This is a genomic window from Actinoplanes sp. NPDC026619 (assembly GCF_040638295.1).
Lineage (GTDB): Bacteria > Actinomycetota > Actinomycetes > Mycobacteriales > Micromonosporaceae > Actinoplanes.
This window is the reverse complement of the sequence record NZ_JBEZYA010000012.1, coordinates 1-16,256: the sequence shown is the minus strand read 5'-3', so window position 1 is coordinate 16,256 and position 16,256 is coordinate 1. Positions and strand designations below refer to the sequence as shown.

The window sequence follows — 16,256 nt, the reverse complement described above, 5'->3', positions numbered from 1 at the left end:
CGTTCATGATCAATTAATGACGTACCTGCAGGAGCCCCCGAACGTTCGGGTGACCGGCCGCCGCATCGTGGCCACCCTGATCGACAGCGTGCTGTTCGGCATCTTCCTCTCGGTCGTCGATGTGCCGGGCCGGCCGACCGGCTTCGACCTGACCACGCTCTCCGCGAAGGGCAGCCTCTGGCTGGCGCTGCTCGCGGTGCTCTACTACACGTTCCTCGAGGGCCTGACCGGCCGCACCCTGGGCAAGCTGCTCACCGGAATCCGAGTGGTGAACGCCGAGACCGGCGCCCGGCCCGGCCTGCTCTCCGGCTTCGTCCGCACCCTGCTGCGCATCATCGACGGCATCGCCGCCTACTTGGTCGCGATGATCATCGTGGTCAACTCGAAGGACCGCCGCCGCCTGGGCGACATGGCCGCCAAGACCTTGGTGATCCGCGCCTGACCCCACCCAAACCGCGATCTTGGCGACTTGGCGCTCCGTCCGAACACCAGGTCTCCAAGATCGGAGCTGGGGGAGAAGCGCGGGGAGCGCGGGAGAGCGTGGGGCGGGCATGCACCCCGCGCGTGGCCCCGCCTATGCGTCGATCTTGGTGACCTGGTGCGCTGATCGAACACCAGGTCTCCAAGATCGTGAGCTGGGTGAAGCGCGGTGCGCGCGGGGAAGTGTGGGGCGGGCGTGCACCCGCGCCTGACCCCACCTATGGGTCGATCTTGGCGACCTGGTGCGCTGATCGAACACCAGGTCTCCAAGATCGGAGCCTGGGGTGGAGCGCGGGGAGCGTGGGGCGGGCGTGCGCCCGCGCCTGACCCCGCCCATGCGTCGATCTTGGCGACCTGGTGTGCGAACCGAACACCAGGTTGCCAAGATCGGAGATGGGTGAAGCGCGGGGAGTGTGGGGCGGGCGTGCGCCCGCGCCTGACCCCACTTATGCGTCGATCTTGGCGACTTGGTGCGCGGACCGAACGCCAGATCTCCAAGATCGGAGATGGGTGAAGCGCAGGGCGCGCGGGTGGGGCGCGGGGAGCGCGGGGAATGCGGGAGGGTTAGAGGTGGGAGAGGCCGGCGTGCAGGGTGGCCAGGGCGCGGGGGTAGTCGGTGAGCTGGTCGCGGACTACCTGGAGGCCTACGCGTAGGGCCGGGGACGGGACGTTGCGGGCCTTGAGGACCGACGCGGTCCAGTCCACGAATTCGGTGAAGATCGTGGGCTCGGTCAAGTAGAGCGCCGCCGCCAGGAAGTCGACGACGTGGCCCATGTCCTCCAGGGTGGAGTCCATCTGGCGGTCGTCGTAGGAGGCCATCGCCGGATAGGCCGCCAGCAGCGCCTTCATGCCGTTGGTGAGCAGTTCGGGGCGGTGCCGGACGACGTGCGTGTATTCGTCGTCGCCGAGGTAGGCGTGCACCTGGGGATCGCGCGGGGGTGGGGGCCAGGACGAGGCCAGGCGGGAGACTGCCTCCTCGGCGCCGGCGGCCCACGCGTCCGCGCCGAGGATCTGGGCGTACCTGCCGCCGGGGCCGAAACCGCGGCCGCCGGCGATCACCGGGATGCCGGCCGAGCGGCAGGCGGTGATGGCGGCGTGCGCGCGGGGGAGGCGGGTGGAGATCATGCAGCTGAGGGCGACCGCGTCGGGGCCGGTCTGGTGCAGGTGGGTGACCAGGTGCGGGCCGGGCACGGACGGGCCGAGGAAGTCGACCCGCCAGCCGTCCAGGCGGAGCATCTCGGCGAGGATGCGGACCGGCAGGGCGTGCCATTCGCCGTCCACGCAGGCGACCGTGATGCGGCCGCGGGCCGGGCGGACCTGGGTGCGGGCGGCCAGGGCGGCCAGGGCGCGTTCGGCGGTGGCGGTCGCGGCGTGTTCGCGGGCGATGGTCCACTCGTTGGCCGCCCACAGCTCGCCGACGCGGCTCTGGGTCGGGCCGATCAGCTCCATCATGATGCGCTGGGCCGGCACGCCGTCGTCGTGCAGCGCGGTGACCACCTCCACCGCGCCGAACTCGTCGCCGTCGCCCACCAGGCGAAGGAACGCTTCGCTCAGGCCGGGGTCGTCGAGGCGCAGTGGCGGGTGCGGGGTGAAGACCGTCATGAGCGCTGGCGGACCCTCCGGGCTTGGTGGATCGCGAACGGTGACTGGCTCGGGGCGCCGCCGTCGCGCAGGCTCAGGGCGGTGCGGACGGGGGCGCGCACGGCCAGCATCGCGATGTCGTCGCGGACGCCGCCGTGGACCCAGTCGGAGACGAGCTGGCGGATGCGTTCGACGGTGGCGGTGGCCGGCATGCCCTGGCAGCCGGCCAGCGCGCTGCGGAGGCGGGCCTCGCCGTACTGCTCGGCGCCGGTGGGGCCGCCGCGGGCCTCGGTGAGGCCGTCGCTGAACAGCAGGCACAGCTCGCCGGGGGCGAGCTCGATCTCGGCGGGGCGCACCACAGTGTCCGCGACGGCGCCGATCAGGGTGCCGCTGACCGCCGCTTCCTCGACGAGCCCGTCGGTGCGCAGGACGAGCGGGGCCGGGTGGCCGCCGGTGGCCAGGGTGAGCCGGACCCGGCCGTGTTCGGCGCGGCGGAGCGCGCCGACGACGAGGGTGACGAAGCGGTGCTGCCGGCCGGCTTCGAGCAGCGCCTGGTTGAGCACGCGCAGCATGTCGGCGGGTGGCGAGTCGACCAGGTGCAGGGCGCGCAGGGTCTGGCGGACCTTGCCGGTGAGCACGGCCGCCTCCGGGCCGGTGCCGCAGACGTCGCCGAGCGCGATCGTGGTGTCGCCGCCGGCGTGGGTGGGCGCGAACACGTCGTAGAAGTCGCCGCCGATCCGCAGCGCGTCGCGGGCCGCCTGGTACGAGCCGACCAGCTCGATGCCGTCGGGCTGGGTCAGGTCGGGCGGCAGGAGGTCGGCCTGCAGGATCGCGGCCGTGTCGACCTGTTCGCGGTAGAGACCGGCGGCGGAGATGGCCGAGCCGGCGCGCGCCGCGAAGATGCGGGCGAGGATCTCGTCCTCGGCGCTGAATTCGCCCTCGCGCCGGGCCAGGATCAGGGCGCCGGCCGGTTCGGCGTTGCCGGGCAGCGGGGTGACCAGCAGCGCGCCGATCTCGCCGAGGCCGAGCCAGGCCGGGGCCTGCGCGGCGTCGATCCAGCGGCTCGGGATGGGCGGGAAGCCGCTGAGCACCTCGGCCAGGCCGGCCACCTCGGACAGCCGGCTCTCCGGGATCGAGCCCTCCTCGATCTGCTCGCCGCCGATCAGTCGCAGCCAGGTGCTGCGGCGCCGGGTGGGCGGCGAGATCACCACGGCCGCGTCGGCCAGGTTGGCGACCGCGAGCTCGGCGGTGGTGCGCAGGCAGCGGCCCAGGTGCAGGGAGGCGGACAGACGACGGCCGGCCTCGGCCAGGAACGTGCTGCGGGCCCGCTCGGCGTCGAGGGCGGCGGCGCGGTGCACCTCGTCGGTGCGATCGCGCAGGTACCACCCGTAGTGCTCGGCACCCAGCGCGCGCCGTTTGCCGGCGAGGTGGCGCCCCGCGTACTCGTCGGTGAAGGTCTCTGCGCCGGTTGCCAGCGCGCCGGCCAGGCCGCTCAACGGCGCGTCGCCGGCGGCGCCGCCCGCGATCAGACCCGGCACGAGCGTCGCCGCCGCGGTGTTGACCAGCAGAATCGTGTCGTCGGCGGCGCCACAGAGAAGCACCGCCTCGTCGGCGGCGTCGAGCGCGGCGCGGAGCAGGGCCGGTGCCGGCCCGGTGGTGCGCACGTCGCCGGTGACAACCGGCGAATGCCCAGTCATGATCTCCCCCTTGCTCTCCCCGCCGAACATGATCCGCAGAACTCAGACTAATGCGTCCGAGGCTTTCCGGCTCGTCAAGGCGTGCGGATCATGGATGGTCATCCATCGAGATCGACGACGATCGGGGCGTGATCGGAGGGGCCCTTGCCCTTGCGGGCCTCCCGGTCGACCACGGCATCTGTCACCCGGTCGGCGACCGACGGGGTCGCCAGCACGAGGTCGATCCGCATCCCCAGGTTTTTGTGGAACATCCCGGCGCGGTAGTCCCAATAGGTGAACGGGTGGTCGCCCTTCATCGGCCGGGCGACGACGTCACGCAGCCCGGTGTCGCGGATCGCGGCCAGTGCGGCCCGCTCGGGCGGGGTGACGTGGGTGGCGCCGACGAAAACGGCCGGATCCCACACGTCGTCGTCGGTGGGCGCCACGTTGAAGTCGCCGGCCACCACCATCGGGCCGGTCGCGAGATCGGTCTCGAGTGAGGTGCGCAGGGCCGCCAACCAGGCGAGTTTGTACTGGTAGTGCGGGTCCTCGGGGGTGCGCCCGTTCGGCACGTAGACCGACATGAAGCGGATCTCGCCGCAGACCGCGCTGATCGCCCGCGCCTCCGGATCGGGGTATCCGGGCTCGCCGGGGAAGCCGTTGCGCACGTCCTCCAGGCCGACCCGGGACAGCAGGGCCACCCCGTTCCAGCGGCCCTGCCCATGAGCGGCCACCGCGTAGCCCAGCTCGGACACCTCGGCCGTGGGGAAGCCGTCGGCCGGCACCTTGGTCTCCTGCAGGCAGAGCACGTCGGGCTTGGTGGCATCGAGCCATTCGAGCAGCCGCGGCAGCCGGGCCTTGACCGAGTTGACGTTCCAGGTGGCGAAGCGCATCAGCCAAGCATGCCGGAAGAACGCCTCAGCGCACCGCCGCCGCGAGCGCCGCGGCGAGTCCGAGAACGAGCACCAGCAGGAGTCCCGTCAACGCCACCATGTCGTTCGTCTCCCGATAAGACCCTTAAGGGGTGTGACCCTGGTTACCTCAGGGGTCGAATGATGCCCGAGTCGGACACGTCCTGCCAAGGGTCGTTCGGAAGGTTTTACCTATGACGCTCAGTAAACCCGGCGGCGAGCTCGGCGGCGGCGCCGGCGGCGTGCCAGGCGTTCGCGAATTCCGCAGGTGGGACCGCCGGACCCCACAACCAGCCCTGGCCGATGGTCACGCCGAACGAGGCGAGGGCATCGCGCTGGATCCGGGTCTCCACTCCCTCGGCGATCACGCTGAGTCGCAGTGCCTGACTCATCGCGACGATCGCCCGGACGATCTCGCCGGCCTCCTCGTCGGCGCCGAGCCCGATCACGAACGAGCGGTCGATCTTGACGCCGGTGACCGGGAAGCGGCGGAGGTAGCCGAGGCCGGAGAAGCCGGTGCCGAAGTCGTCGATGAGCAGCTTGACGCCGAGTTCGCGCAGCTCGAAGACGGTCCGTGCGCTCGTGCCGGAGTTCTCGACCATGACCGACTCGGTCATCTCCAGGGCGACGCAGCGGGCCGGCACCCCGTACTGCAGCAGCTCGGCCGAGACGACCAGCGGGAACGTGGCCACCGCCAGCTGCTTCACCGACACGTTGATGGACAGATAGAAGTTGTCGTCGACGGTCCCGTCCGTACGCCAGGCGGCGAGCTGGCGCAGCGCCTCCTGCCGCACCCAGTCGCCGAGCGTGCCGATCAGGCCGGCGTCCTCGGCGACCGGGATGAACTCGGCCGGTGAGATCGGCCCCCGGGCCGGGTGCGTCCAGCGGACCAGGGCCTCGGCGCCGATCGCCCGCCCGCTGTCGATGTCGATCAGCGGCTGGTACGCCACCCACAGCTCGTTGTCGGCGAGCGCCTGGCGCAGCGCCACCTCCAGCTCGATGCGCTGCCGCACCTGGTCGTGCATGGAGATGTCGAAGACCGTGGTGTGGCCGGGACCGTGCGATTTCGCCTGGTACATGGCGGTGTCGGCGTCGCGCATCAGCTCCTCGGGCTCGCCCTGCGTCCCGGCCGAGGCGATGCCGATCGACGTGCTGATCTTCAGCTCGAAGTCGCTGACCACGAACGGGCGGTCGAAGCAGCCGCGCACCCCGTCGACGAGGAGGTCGGCGTCGCCCTGGTCGCCGACGGCCGTCACCAGGAACTCGTCGCCGCCGAGCGCCGCCACCGCCACCTCGGGCGGCACGCACTCACGCAGCCGCTCGGCGACCTCGATGACGAGCCGGTCGCCGGTGTCGTGGCCCCAGGAGTCGTTCACGTATTTGAAGCCGTCCAGGCCGAGCACGACCACCCAGGTCAGCTCCGGGCCCTCCACCGGGGTCCGGTCGAGCAGCTGGTGGATCGTGGTGGCGATCATCCGGCGGTTGGGCAGGCCGGTCAGCGCGTCGTGGGTGGCCTGGTGTTCGGCCAGGTGCTGCGAATTGGCCTGCGCGCGGACCGCCGCGATGGCGCGGACGAGCAGCAGGGACACGGTGAGCGTGCCGACGGTGGCGATCGCCACCCGGTGCCGGGTGGTGTCGCCGATCGTCAGGAGCAGCAGGAACGGCGTGGCCAGGGCCGGGATGAGGAGCACCATCCGGCGCGGGGACCAGGCCGCCACCGGTGGCCGGGCCGGCCGGCCCATCTCGACCGCGGACGGATGGATCGGGGTGACCCCGAAGGCGGTGTACGCGAGCAGGAGCGGCGCGTCGAGCAGGGGAGTGGTGTAGAGGTGGCCGGACGCCCCGACGATCGCGTACCCGAGGTCACCGACGAACAGCAGCGCCATCGCCAGGAGCATGGAGATCAGGCTGGGTGGCCAGGTGCGGGCGGTGAAGGTCAGGCTGAGCACCAGCATCAGCAGCACCGTGTCGAACAGTGGGTACAACCCGGCCAGCGCCGAGACGACGTCGGAGCGGTCCGGGATGGCCACCGCCGGCGCGGCCAGCAGCAGGGTGGCGGCGAGGCCGCCGGCCAGGCACACGATCATGCCGTCGACCACGGTGTGCCACTCGACGCTCTGCCGGGCGCGCAGCAGCTCGATGAAGAATCCGCAGAACAGCAGGTAACCCGGAATCGTGCAGGCGTCGGCGAGCAGAGGCAGGCCGAGATCGGTGACGAAGGGGCGGATGATGATGCCGATCAGGAAGATGATCCCGGCCGCGCCGACCAGGTTCCACGCACGCCGGGGCTGGGCCCCGTAGCGCCGCGGCCCGGCAAAGCACGCCCAGATCGTGTTGCCCCCGATGATCAGCGTGCAGAGCGCGTTGACCACCGGGTTCAGGTCCAGGAGGTACACGACCGTCGCCGTCACCCCGGTGAGGGCGAGCAGTCGCCATTTTTCGGTCATCAACCGTCAGATCGGCGCTTTTGCCTGGTCCGTTAGCGGACCAGCGCCTTTGACGTCCCGGACGGCGTCCGCTGCCCCGGCACCGCCCGGCCGTGCACGAAGATGGCCGGGCAGGCGGCCCGATGCAGCACTTCCCGGGCCACCGATCCGAGCAGTCCGGCGCCGCGCGTCCCCCGCGGACCCACGACGATCACGCGCGCCCTGGTGGAGGCGTGCACGAGGGTCGGGCCGGGCGGGCCGGCCAGCACTCGGGTCCGGACGCGGCCCAGGTCGGGCACGGCGGCGACGGCCGCCGCGAGGATGCGCCGGCCCTCCTCCTCGTGCCGTTCGCTCAGTTCCTTGACCACATGCACCACTTCGACACCGACCCGGCGGCGCCGGCCCTCGGCGGCGGCGTGCCGCAGGGCCAGGATGCCGCTGGGCGAACCGTCCACCGCGACCATCAGGACGCCGGCCGGCGGGCGCGGCCCTCGCGCCACCAGCACCGGGCACCAGGCGTGCGCGACCGTCTGCACCAGCACCGAGGTGGGCGGCAGCCACGGCGTGGTGGCCAGATCGTCGTCGCCGAGAACGAGCAGCTCGGCGCCGCGGCTCTGGCGCACCAGCACGCGTTCCGGCACCCCGTCCACGAGTTGGCCTGCCACCCGCACCCGAGGTGTGGAACGCTTGGCCGTGGCGACCGCCTGCTCGACCATCTCGGCGGCGGCCCGACGGTGATCGAGGTCGGGGCTCGAATTGGGCCAGGTGAAAGCGTGAATCACTCGAAGCTGACAACCGCGCGAGACGGCCTCTCGCGCCGCCAGTCGCACGGCGGCCAGACCGGCCGACGTGCCGGTCACGCCCACCACAACAGGGTTCCGCACCGGGTTTCACCTCCGCTGTCGTCTCTGCACCATTATCTATGCAAGAACGCCACTCTTCGTGATCAATCCCTCAGCGGGTGGCCACCTGATGACCCATTCAGGTTGAGGGTTTACGGTGAACGACAAATTCTTGTGGACATCTGCCTGTGAAGTGAGGGAAATACATGACGGATGTCAAGCTCGACCACCCGGGTGGCCAGCTGTCGATGCCGGTACGTGAGGCCGTCGAGGGTCCGGGCGGCATCGACGTCAGTGCCCTCCTCAAGGAGACCGGTTTCGTCACGCTCGACCAGGGCTTTGTGAACACGGCGTCGACCACCTCGGCGATCACCTACATCGACGGTGACGCGGGCATCCTGCGTTATCGCGGTTTCCCGATCGAGCAGCTGGCCGAGAAATCGACCTTCCTCGAGGTTTCGTACCTTCTGATGCACGACGCGCTGCCGACGCCGGCAGAGCTGAAGGACTTCGCCGACAAGATCCGGGTGCACACGCTGCTGCAGGAGGAGATGCGCTCCTTCTTCTCCGGCTTCCCGCGCGACGCGCACCCGATGGCCGTTCTTTCCTCGGCCACCACCGCACTGTCGACGTTCTACCAGGACGCACTCGACCCGCTCGATCCCGAGCAGGTGGAAATCTCCGCAATCCGGCTGATGGCGAAGCTTCCGACGATCGCGGCGTATGCGTACAAGAAGAGCATCGGACACCCGCTGCCCTACCCGGACAACTCTCTCGACTACGTCGAGAACTTCCTGCGCATGACGTTCGGCCTGCCCACGGTCAACTACGACGTGGACCCGAAGATCGCCAAGATCCTCGACATGCTGTTCATCCTGCACGCCGACCACGAGCAGAACTGCTCCACGTCGTCGGTGCGGCTGGTCGGCTCCTCGCAGGCCAACCTGTTCGCGTCGATCTCGGCCGGCATCAACGCGCTCTCCGGCCCGCTGCACGGCGGCGCCAACGCGGCGGTGCTCGAAATGCTCGAGCAGATCCGCAAGGACGGCGGAGACGTCAACGCGTTCGTCACCCGGGTGAAGAACAAGGAAAAAGGCGTCAAGCTCATGGGCTTCGGCCACCGGGTCTACAAGAATTACGACCCGCGTGCCGCCATCGTCAAGAAGGCCGCCCAGGAAATGCTCAACACCCTGGACAGGCCCGACCCGCTGCTCGAACTCGCGTTCCAGCTCGAGGAGATCGCGCTCAGCGACGACTACTTCGTGAGTCGCAAGCTCTACCCGAACGTCGATTTCTACACCGGCCTGATCTACAAGGCGATGAACTTCCCCACCAAGATGTTCACGGTGCTGTTCGCCATCGGCCGGCTCCCCGGCTGGATCGCTCAGTGGTCCGAGATGATGAACGATCCGGCCAACAAGATCGGCCGCCCGCGCCAGCTTTACACGGGTTCTCCCGAGCGCGAGTTCATTCCGATCGACAAGCGGTAATTTCTGATAAGTCGATGGTTGCGCCCCGCCGGTCTTCTTCCGGCGGGGCGTTTCTATCAACCGATATGGATACGGTGTCAGCGCCGTTCCCCAACCGCAGGAACGGCCGGACCCGCCCCAGCGGCGGCCTCACTGCAACACCGGGCCGTCGCGGGCCATCCGGCCGCGACTTACGCTGGCCTCATGGTCTCGCCACCGAAGGTGATCCGGCGACTGGGTGAAGGGGTGGCCGGCGCTGTCCTGAAATGGCGGGAACCGGCGGTCCGCGCCGTCTCGCGCATCATCCCCGCCGACGTGCTCTGGTTCGTGGAGACCGGCGAGCCGGTCTTCGCCCTCACCTTCGACGACGGCCCCGCCCCGGAAACCACGCCCGGCCTGCTCGAGGTGCTCCGGCGGCACGGCGCCACGGCGACGTTCTTCCTGATCGGGGAACGGGCCCGGGCGCACCCCGAACTGGTCGCGGCGATAACCGGGGCCGGTCATGAGATCGCCAACCACCTGATGCGCGACGAGCGCTCGGCGCTGGTCCCCGACGCCCGGTTCCGCCGGGACCTGGCCGCGACCAGTGCGCTGCTCGTCCCCTACGGCCCGGTGCGGTGGTTCCGCCCCGGCGCCGGTGTCTTCACGCCGTGGATGCTCCGGTCGGCCGCCGAGCAGCACCTGCGGGCGGTGCTGGGCACGCTCGTCGCCGCCGATCACGGCGTCCCGGCCGACGCCCGGATCGCCCACGACCTGGCCGTCGGCGTCCGCCCGGGTTCGATCGTCGTGCTCCACGAGGGAACACCGAGGCGCCGGGGTGTGGTCGGGACGACCGACGAGCTGCTGACGATCCTGTCGAAGCGCGGCCTGTCGGCGATCACCGTTTCTGGGCTCGTTGACCGCTGACGCCTGCGGTCCGTGCCCGGTCGCTGGGTTGAGTGGCCACTGTCCGGTCAGCAGACCGGATCGCCGGCTCGGCCGGGTTGGGCGGTGGGCCGGATGGCCCGGGACGGCCCGGTGTTGCAGCTCGGCCGTCGCTGGGGGCGGTTCGGTGCTGATGCGGTTGGGGGCGGGCCGTCGCGTACTGGAAGAGTGGCGGTGGTGATGCGCGTAGAGGAACCCACCGCTGATGTTCCGGTCACCCGGCGGGTGGTGCTGGATGTGACGTTGCCTCAGGTGCTCGCGACGGCGCGGGTCGAGGTGCGGGAGATTCGAATTCTGGCCGGGCAGGCCGCCGGTTTGCATGTGCACAACGGGCCGGTGTTCGGCAGTGTGGTCAGCGGGTCGGTGGTCTATCAGATCGAGGGTGACCAGGCGCGGACGCTGCATCCCGGCGACGTGTTCTACGAGCCGGAGGCGACGCGGATCGCCCGGTTCGACGCCACCGGCGAGGGCGTGACATTTTTGGCGTACTACCTGCTCGGCGACGGTCAGCAGGCCGAGCTCACGTTTCCGGAGGCATGAGGATGCAAGCGTTTCGGGCCGCGGTGGAGGCCGGCGACATCGAGGCCGCGATCGAGCTGCTCGCCGATGACGTGGTGTTTCACAGTCCGGTCGCGTTCAAGCCCTACCACGGCAAAGAGACCGTCGGGATGATCCTGCGGACCGTGATCACCGTGTTCGAGGACTTCCGGTACGTGCGGGAGATCGGCGCGGCCGGCGGGCCCGATCACGCGCTGGTGTTCGCCGCGCGGATCGGCGAGGCGCAGCTGACCGGCTGCGACTTCCTGCACATCGGCGCGGACGGGCTGATCGACGACTTCACGGTGATGGTGCGGCCGCTGCGTGGCGTGCAGGCCCTCGCCGAAGCGATGGCGGCCCGTCTAGCTCGCTGATCCCTTCCACGGTGCGAACGCGTTGGCGTCGGCGGGCAGGAAGCTGGCCAGGCCGGGGCAGTGCCGGTGGATCAGGGCGGTCATCGTGGTCTCGGCGATCCGGTCGAGGCCGAACTGGGTGTAGATCTCGGGGCGGTAGTCGGCGGTCAGGAAGCGGTCGCTCTGCAGCCGGCGTGACGCCATCAGGATGAAGACCCGGAACGCCGTGTCGGAGAAGCCGAAACCGTCCGGCGGGGTCTCGGCGAACAGGCCCACCATGGTGTCGATCTCGTCGATGGTGCGGTAGACGGCGCGCAACCGGCGCACCGTCTCCGGGTCGGGATTCAGGTCTTCCCAGCGCTCGATCCGGGGCAGGTGCAGCGCCTCGCGGAAGTCGTTGTAGCGGGGGACGCCGCGCCGCCGGGTGCGGACCAGGTCGACCACCGACAGGTCGACGAGCTCGCCCTCGCGCTCCAGGCTCAGCAGCGCCTTCGGGTAGTTGTGCAGGGTGATCGCGCCGGGGTGGGCGGTGCCGAACGAGAACATCACGTTGGCCAGGCCGAGCTCGCGCAGCACGTCGTCGGCCCGGTCGCCCTGCAGGCCGAGGAACGTCTCGTCGCGAAGCACCCCGCCGGTGGCCGCGTCGTGGAACGTGTAGTCGTCCGGGATCAGCGGGTGCATGCGGTAGACCGTGACGAAGTCCTCGGTCAGCGAATAGGGCGCGGTGTGGTGGTCCGGCGTCGTCTTCGGGATGCCGTGCAGCGCATTGGCGTCGGTCAGCCACAACCCGATCCGGCTCAGCCAGTCGTTCGGCGGCACGCCGTACCAGTTGACGTGCATGCCGCGGTCGAGCACCTCGGTGGCGAGGATCGCGGGCGTCCACTCGACGGTGTGGATCTTCGCGATCATGGCCGCCACGATCAGCCGGGCGGTCTGGTAGGTCCGCTCGTCGTCCCACCCGGGGTTGCGTTCGCGCAGCTGGTCGCAGAGCAGGTTGTGCTCACGCGCGAAGAGCGTGTGCATGCTGCTCAGACCGAGCCACCAGGCCTCGTTGAACCCGGTGGTCTCCGAGCCGTGCACGTCGACCGGCAGGTAGCCCTCCGGCGTCAGCCTGATCTTCGCCCCGTCGCGCAGCGCCGCGGCGTTCTCGGTCCCGTACACCTCGGAGCCGTCCCACCAGTGCGAGGCCGCGTTGCCGAACAGCAGCTCGTGGCCGTCCGCGCCGATGCCCTTGCTGATATTGCCGGCAATGCGCATCTCCGGTTCGAGCGGGCCGCCCGGGGTGTTGCGCCAGCCCGGCACGTCCGGCGGCAGCGGCACCCGCACGTCGTCGACACCGAGCGGGTGCCGGGCGTGCACCACCCAGTCGTGCACCTGGAACTGGATCCACGCGGCGGCCAGGATGTTCAGCGTCGTCGCCGGCCGGAACTCCGCCCGGTGCAGCAGTTCGCGGCTGACCACCAGCGGGTTGGGCTCGTCGCTGTTCACTACGCCGGGCACGTTGCGGCCGAACGCGGCGCCGACCGCGCCCATCGACGGCTCGGACAGGTCGTTGAAGGTGCCGTCCGGCGTGCGGAACTCGCGCTTCTCCGGTGGGATCGGCGGCGGCACCGGGCGCACGCGCGGCGGCGCCTCACGCACCTCGGTGTCGATCAGGTTGTCCCGGCGCAGCACGTCGCGCAGCGCGGCCAGGTTGAGCAGGGACAGCGACGCCGGCAGCCGGTGCCAGGGCCGGAACCGGTTGACCACGCCGAAGATCCGGAGCATGGCCGCGCTCGCGATCCGGTTGCGCAGCGGCGGCACGGTGATCCAGCGCTCCCGGTTGCGGTGCGCGGCGCTGGCGTCGTAGGCCGTCTTGCGCACCCGGTTGAGGTTGCCGAGCGGCCGGAAGTCGTCGGTGGTGTTCCACGGGTTGAGCCGCAGCTTCCGGGCGGCCGCACTGTCCGGCGTGCCGGCGCGGATCGTGAGCACCGCGATCGGTTCGGGCTGCGCCGACGCCGAGCGCCAGTCGACGGCCGCGTCCTCGATCGGTGTCTCGCGCTCGTCGCGGAACCGCTGCACGCACAGTTCGAACCGGACATCTCCCGACTTGAGGCGGCTCCGCATCTCGTGGCCGAGGAAGTCGGGGCTGCTCGGCGGTGGCCCGGCCGCGGCCGCGTCCAGCGGCCGGAGCAGGTATTGCGCGGCGGTCTCCGCACCCCAGGTGATCGGGGTGCGACTCCAGTAAGTCTCGGTGGCCACGCTGGTCGTGCGCCGGCGGCCGGACTGGATGGTGCGGACCATCCGGATCGTCTCGGCCGGGCCGAGCACGAACGCCAGCCGGATCAGCCCCAGATAGCGCCCCAGGCCGCCGCCCGCGGTGGCCAGGGCGAACTCGGTGAACTGCCGGGCGTCTCGGGCGTGTGCCACCGGCGCGCTGGTCATCAACAGGTCGTGCTGCTCGTCGCCGGACACGTTGACCCGCAGGCCGACGCCGCGCAGGTCGGGCTCGTGATCGGAGAGGAGGCGCCCCTCGGCGTTGCTGAACCGCACCTGCGTGCGACAGACCGCTCCCGGCTGCGCGAACCCCACCCGCAGCTCCGGCGGCAGGTCGAGAAACCGCAGCTCGGCGTCGTCGACGGCAAACGTGACCTTGGCCTGGAAGCCGGCCACGATCGGACCGCCCCGGCTGTTTCGCGCCTGCGCCTGCATGATCTTGTGCGCCATGCCCTCGAAGAGCCGCCGCTCGGCCTCGGCCGAGCCGCCCAGATAGGACTCCCGCCACGGCGCCCTGGTTTGCATGGTCATCCGTCCACCCCCGACAGTGAGGCTTCATGGAAGCGCATCGGCGCCAGCGTGGGGAGTCGGGAGTCAACTAGTCGACTGCAGCCAGTCGAGCACCGGTGCGGCGCCGTCCTCCGCGTTGATCCGGGCGGACAGTGCCTGGGCGCGGGCGGCGTAGTGCGGATCGGCGGTGACCGCGCGCAGCGCCGCGACCAGCGCGTCGGCGGTCAGCGGGATCGGCGGTGGCGCGACGCCCAGACGGTGCAGGCGGCGGGCCCAGAACGGCTGGTCGGCCAGCCGCGGCACGGCGATCGCCGGCACTCCGGCCCGCAGGCCGGCCGCGGTGGTGCCGGCGCCGGCGTGGTGCACCACCGCGGCCATCCGGGGGAAGAGCTGCTCGTGCGGCATCTCGGTGATGCTCAGCAGGTCGTCGCCGTCGGTGGCGGCCAGGCCGGACCAGCCGGCCTGCAGAACGGCGCGGACGCCGGCCGCGCGGACCGCCCGCACCACGGTCTCGGCCAGCTCCGGGCCGCGGCCGGGCGCCATGCTGCCGAAGCCGATGAAGACCGGCTTTCCGCCTTCCAGGAACGACTCGAGCCGGGCCGGCGATGGGGCCGGGGCCGGCGCGGGCCACCAATAGCCGGTCACCCGCAGCGACGGGTGCCAGTCGCCGGGGCGGGGGACCACGGCCGGGCTGAAGCCGTGGAACGTGGGGTCGCGGAACTCCTGCTGCCGCCGCAGCGCGCCAATCGGGGTGCGGGGCAGGCGCAGCTCGCGGCGCAGCTCGCGGATCGCCGGGGCGTAGAGCCGCTCGGTGACGCGGGACGTCAGCCGGCTCAGCGCCAGGTTGCCGAGCGGGCCGAACGACCGGCCGCCGGTCAGGACCGGGCCCAGCTCGCGGGACGGGTGCACGGGCTGCAGGAACACGCCGGCGCGCGGCAGTCCGAAGGCGTCGGCGACCTGGTAGCCGAGCGGGGCCACCAGGGTCGACAGCAGCAACACCTGCGGGTCGGCCTCGTCGACGGCCTTGACGATGCCGGCGCCGAGCTGGGCCACCAGGGGGCGGGCCAGCGCGTACATCCGGGTGAGGGCGCGGGGGCCGGCGCCGTCGAGGGTCTGCTCCAGGGCGGTGCGCAGGTCGCCGGGGATCGGCACGAAGGCCAGGCGGTGCGACTCGATCAACTCGCGGAACGGCTCGTGGGTGGCGAGGGTGACCTGGTGGCCGGCGTCGCGCAGGCGCACCGCCAGCCCGGTGTAGGGCGCCACGTCGCCCATCGAACCCGACGTGACGATCAGAACCCGCACGACTCCGATCCTCGCACATGCCTTGACGGTTATATAACCGGACGGGCACGATGGGGCCGTGGACGCCCTCACCGCCATCGCCGAGCCGACCCGGCGCCGCATCGTCGACCACCTGCGCGGCACGCCCAGCAGCGTCGGCGACCTGGTGGCGGTGCTGGGCATGAGCCAGCCGGCGATCTCGAAGCACCTGCGCGTGCTGCGCGAGGCCGGGGTCGTGCGGGCCGAGGTGCGAGCCCAGCAGCGCATCTATCGGCTCGAGCCGGGGCCGTTTCGCGAGCTCGACGCGTGGCTGGCGCCCTACCGGCGGATGTGGACCACCCACCTGGCCGCCCTGGAGCGGCACCTCAACGCCAAGGAGGAGACATGACGAGCTTCGACCCCGGCCCGCCCGGCGACGCCACGCTGACCAAGGCCGACGACGGCTGGACGCTGATCTTCATCCGGCAGCTCGACCAGCCGCCGGAGCAGGTGTGGACGGCGCTGACCGAGCCCGCCGAGCTCGACCGGTGGGCGCCCTTCGCCGCCGTGGCGCCGCTGACCGCGCCGGGGCCCACCACCCTGACCATGGTCGACGGGGACGTGCGCATGGACCTGCCGGCCACCGTCACCGTGGTCGACCCGCCGGCCGTCCTCGAATACACCTGGGGCGACGACGTGCTGCGCTGGGAGCTCACCCCGGCCGGCGGCGGCACCCGGCTCACGCTGCGGCACACCCTCGCTTCCGCGCCCGGGGAGCCGGGCCTGGAAGCGAAGGTCGCGGCCGGCTGGCACCTCTGCCTCGAGGTGCTGAACCGCCTCCTCAACAGCGATCCGGTCGGCGTGATCCGGGGCCGCGACGCGATGAACTTCGGCTGGGAAGAGCTCCGGGCGGCATACGCCGAGAGGCTCTAGTCGCAACGCCGCTCAGTTAGGCGGCTGGTTGGGTTGTCAAGGCGTGGCTGAGACGTAAAGCAGCGAAGCTCCGGTATCAAGGGTGGTCACTCTAAGAC

The 16,256-nt window shown here is 71.1% G+C and carries 14 protein-coding genes; 7 read left to right on the top strand and 7 right to left on the bottom strand.

The genetic code is table 11. The features are described 5' to 3' along the window. Positions 1 to 16 precede the first annotated feature (16 nt). On the top strand, positions 17 to 442 hold the full coding sequence (locus AB0E90_RS25085) for an RDD family protein (RefSeq protein ID WP_360410224.1): 426 nt from the start codon (positions 17 to 19) through the stop codon (positions 440 to 442). A gap of 602 nt (positions 443 to 1,044) precedes the next feature. On the opposite strand, the gene AB0E90_RS25080 is transcribed toward AB0E90_RS25085, so the two are convergent. The 5 genes from AB0E90_RS25080 to AB0E90_RS25060 form a co-directional block, all read right to left on the bottom strand. After that, positions 1,045 to 2,082 (bottom strand): cobalamin B12-binding domain-containing protein, encoded by a 1,038-nt coding sequence (locus tag AB0E90_RS25080; RefSeq protein WP_360410221.1) that lies wholly within the window; start codon positions 2,080 to 2,082, stop codon positions 1,045 to 1,047. Continuing rightward, a complete protein-coding gene (locus AB0E90_RS25075; RefSeq protein ID WP_360410218.1) occupies positions 2,079 to 3,758 on the bottom strand; it encodes a SpoIIE family protein phosphatase in 1,680 nt (559 codons plus the stop codon). The genes AB0E90_RS25080 and AB0E90_RS25075 overlap by 4 nt, the downstream gene beginning before the upstream one ends. Positions 3,759 to 3,856: 98 nt before the next feature. Continuing rightward, positions 3,857 to 4,630 carry an exodeoxyribonuclease III gene (locus tag AB0E90_RS25070; RefSeq protein ID WP_360410215.1) on the bottom strand — a complete coding sequence of 258 codons (774 nt, stop codon included), beginning with the start codon at positions 4,628 to 4,630 and terminating at the stop codon, positions 3,857 to 3,859. 206 nt (positions 4,631 to 4,836) lie between these two features. After that, on the bottom strand, positions 4,837 to 7,095 hold the full coding sequence (locus tag AB0E90_RS25065) for an EAL domain-containing protein (protein WP_360410212.1): 2,259 nt from the start codon (positions 7,093 to 7,095) through the stop codon (positions 4,837 to 4,839). Between the two features lie 32 nt (positions 7,096 to 7,127). Continuing rightward, entirely contained in the window at positions 7,128 to 7,958 is an 831-nt protein-coding gene (locus AB0E90_RS25060) for a universal stress protein (protein WP_360410209.1), read from the bottom strand. 164 nt (positions 7,959 to 8,122) lie between these two features. Between AB0E90_RS25060 and AB0E90_RS25055 the strand changes: the two genes are divergently transcribed. The 4 genes from AB0E90_RS25055 (at position 8,123) to AB0E90_RS25040 (ending at position 11,220) form a co-directional block, all read left to right on the top strand. Continuing rightward, a complete protein-coding gene (locus AB0E90_RS25055) occupies positions 8,123 to 9,406 on the top strand; it encodes a citrate synthase (RefSeq protein ID WP_360410206.1) in 1,284 nt (427 codons plus the stop codon). A gap of 183 nt (positions 9,407 to 9,589) precedes the next feature. Beyond that, entirely contained in the window at positions 9,590 to 10,291 is a 702-nt protein-coding gene (locus AB0E90_RS25050) for a polysaccharide deacetylase family protein (RefSeq protein ID WP_360410203.1), read from the top strand. 198 nt (positions 10,292 to 10,489) lie between these two features. Further along, positions 10,490 to 10,849 carry a cupin domain-containing protein gene (locus AB0E90_RS25045; protein WP_360410901.1) on the top strand — a complete coding sequence of 120 codons (360 nt, stop codon included), beginning with the start codon at positions 10,490 to 10,492 and terminating at the stop codon, positions 10,847 to 10,849. A 2-nt stretch (positions 10,850 to 10,851) separates the two neighbouring features. Then, the gene (locus AB0E90_RS25040; protein WP_360410200.1) at positions 10,852 to 11,220 is read left to right on the top strand and encodes a nuclear transport factor 2 family protein; all 369 of its coding nucleotides are present in this window, start codon (positions 10,852 to 10,854) and stop codon (positions 11,218 to 11,220) included. Here the strand turns inward: AB0E90_RS25040 and AB0E90_RS25035 are convergent. Together AB0E90_RS25035 and AB0E90_RS25030 are read right to left on the bottom strand one after the other, a co-directional pair. Further along, on the bottom strand, positions 11,209 to 13,986 hold the full coding sequence (locus tag AB0E90_RS25035; protein ID WP_360410197.1) for a peroxidase family protein: 2,778 nt from the start codon (positions 13,984 to 13,986) through the stop codon (positions 11,209 to 11,211). The two genes, AB0E90_RS25040 and AB0E90_RS25035, sit on opposite strands and share 12 nt — an antisense overlap. 63 nt (positions 13,987 to 14,049) lie before the next feature. Then, complete coding sequence (locus AB0E90_RS25030) at positions 14,050 to 15,267, bottom strand: glycosyltransferase (protein ID WP_360410194.1); 1,218 nt, start codon at positions 15,265 to 15,267, stop codon at positions 14,050 to 14,052. Between the two features lie 58 nt (positions 15,268 to 15,325). Between AB0E90_RS25030 and AB0E90_RS25025 the strand changes: the two genes are divergently transcribed. Both AB0E90_RS25025 and AB0E90_RS25020 read left to right on the top strand, forming a co-directional pair. Further along, positions 15,326 to 15,634 (top strand): metalloregulator ArsR/SmtB family transcription factor, encoded by a 309-nt coding sequence (locus AB0E90_RS25025; RefSeq protein ID WP_360410191.1) that lies wholly within the window; start codon positions 15,326 to 15,328, stop codon positions 15,632 to 15,634. Next, positions 15,631 to 16,158, top strand: coding sequence for an SRPBCC family protein (locus AB0E90_RS25020; protein ID WP_360410188.1), 528 nt, complete (start codon positions 15,631 to 15,633; stop codon positions 16,156 to 16,158). The genes AB0E90_RS25025 and AB0E90_RS25020 overlap by 4 nt, the downstream gene beginning before the upstream one ends. Positions 16,159 to 16,256: the final 98 nt, after the last annotated feature.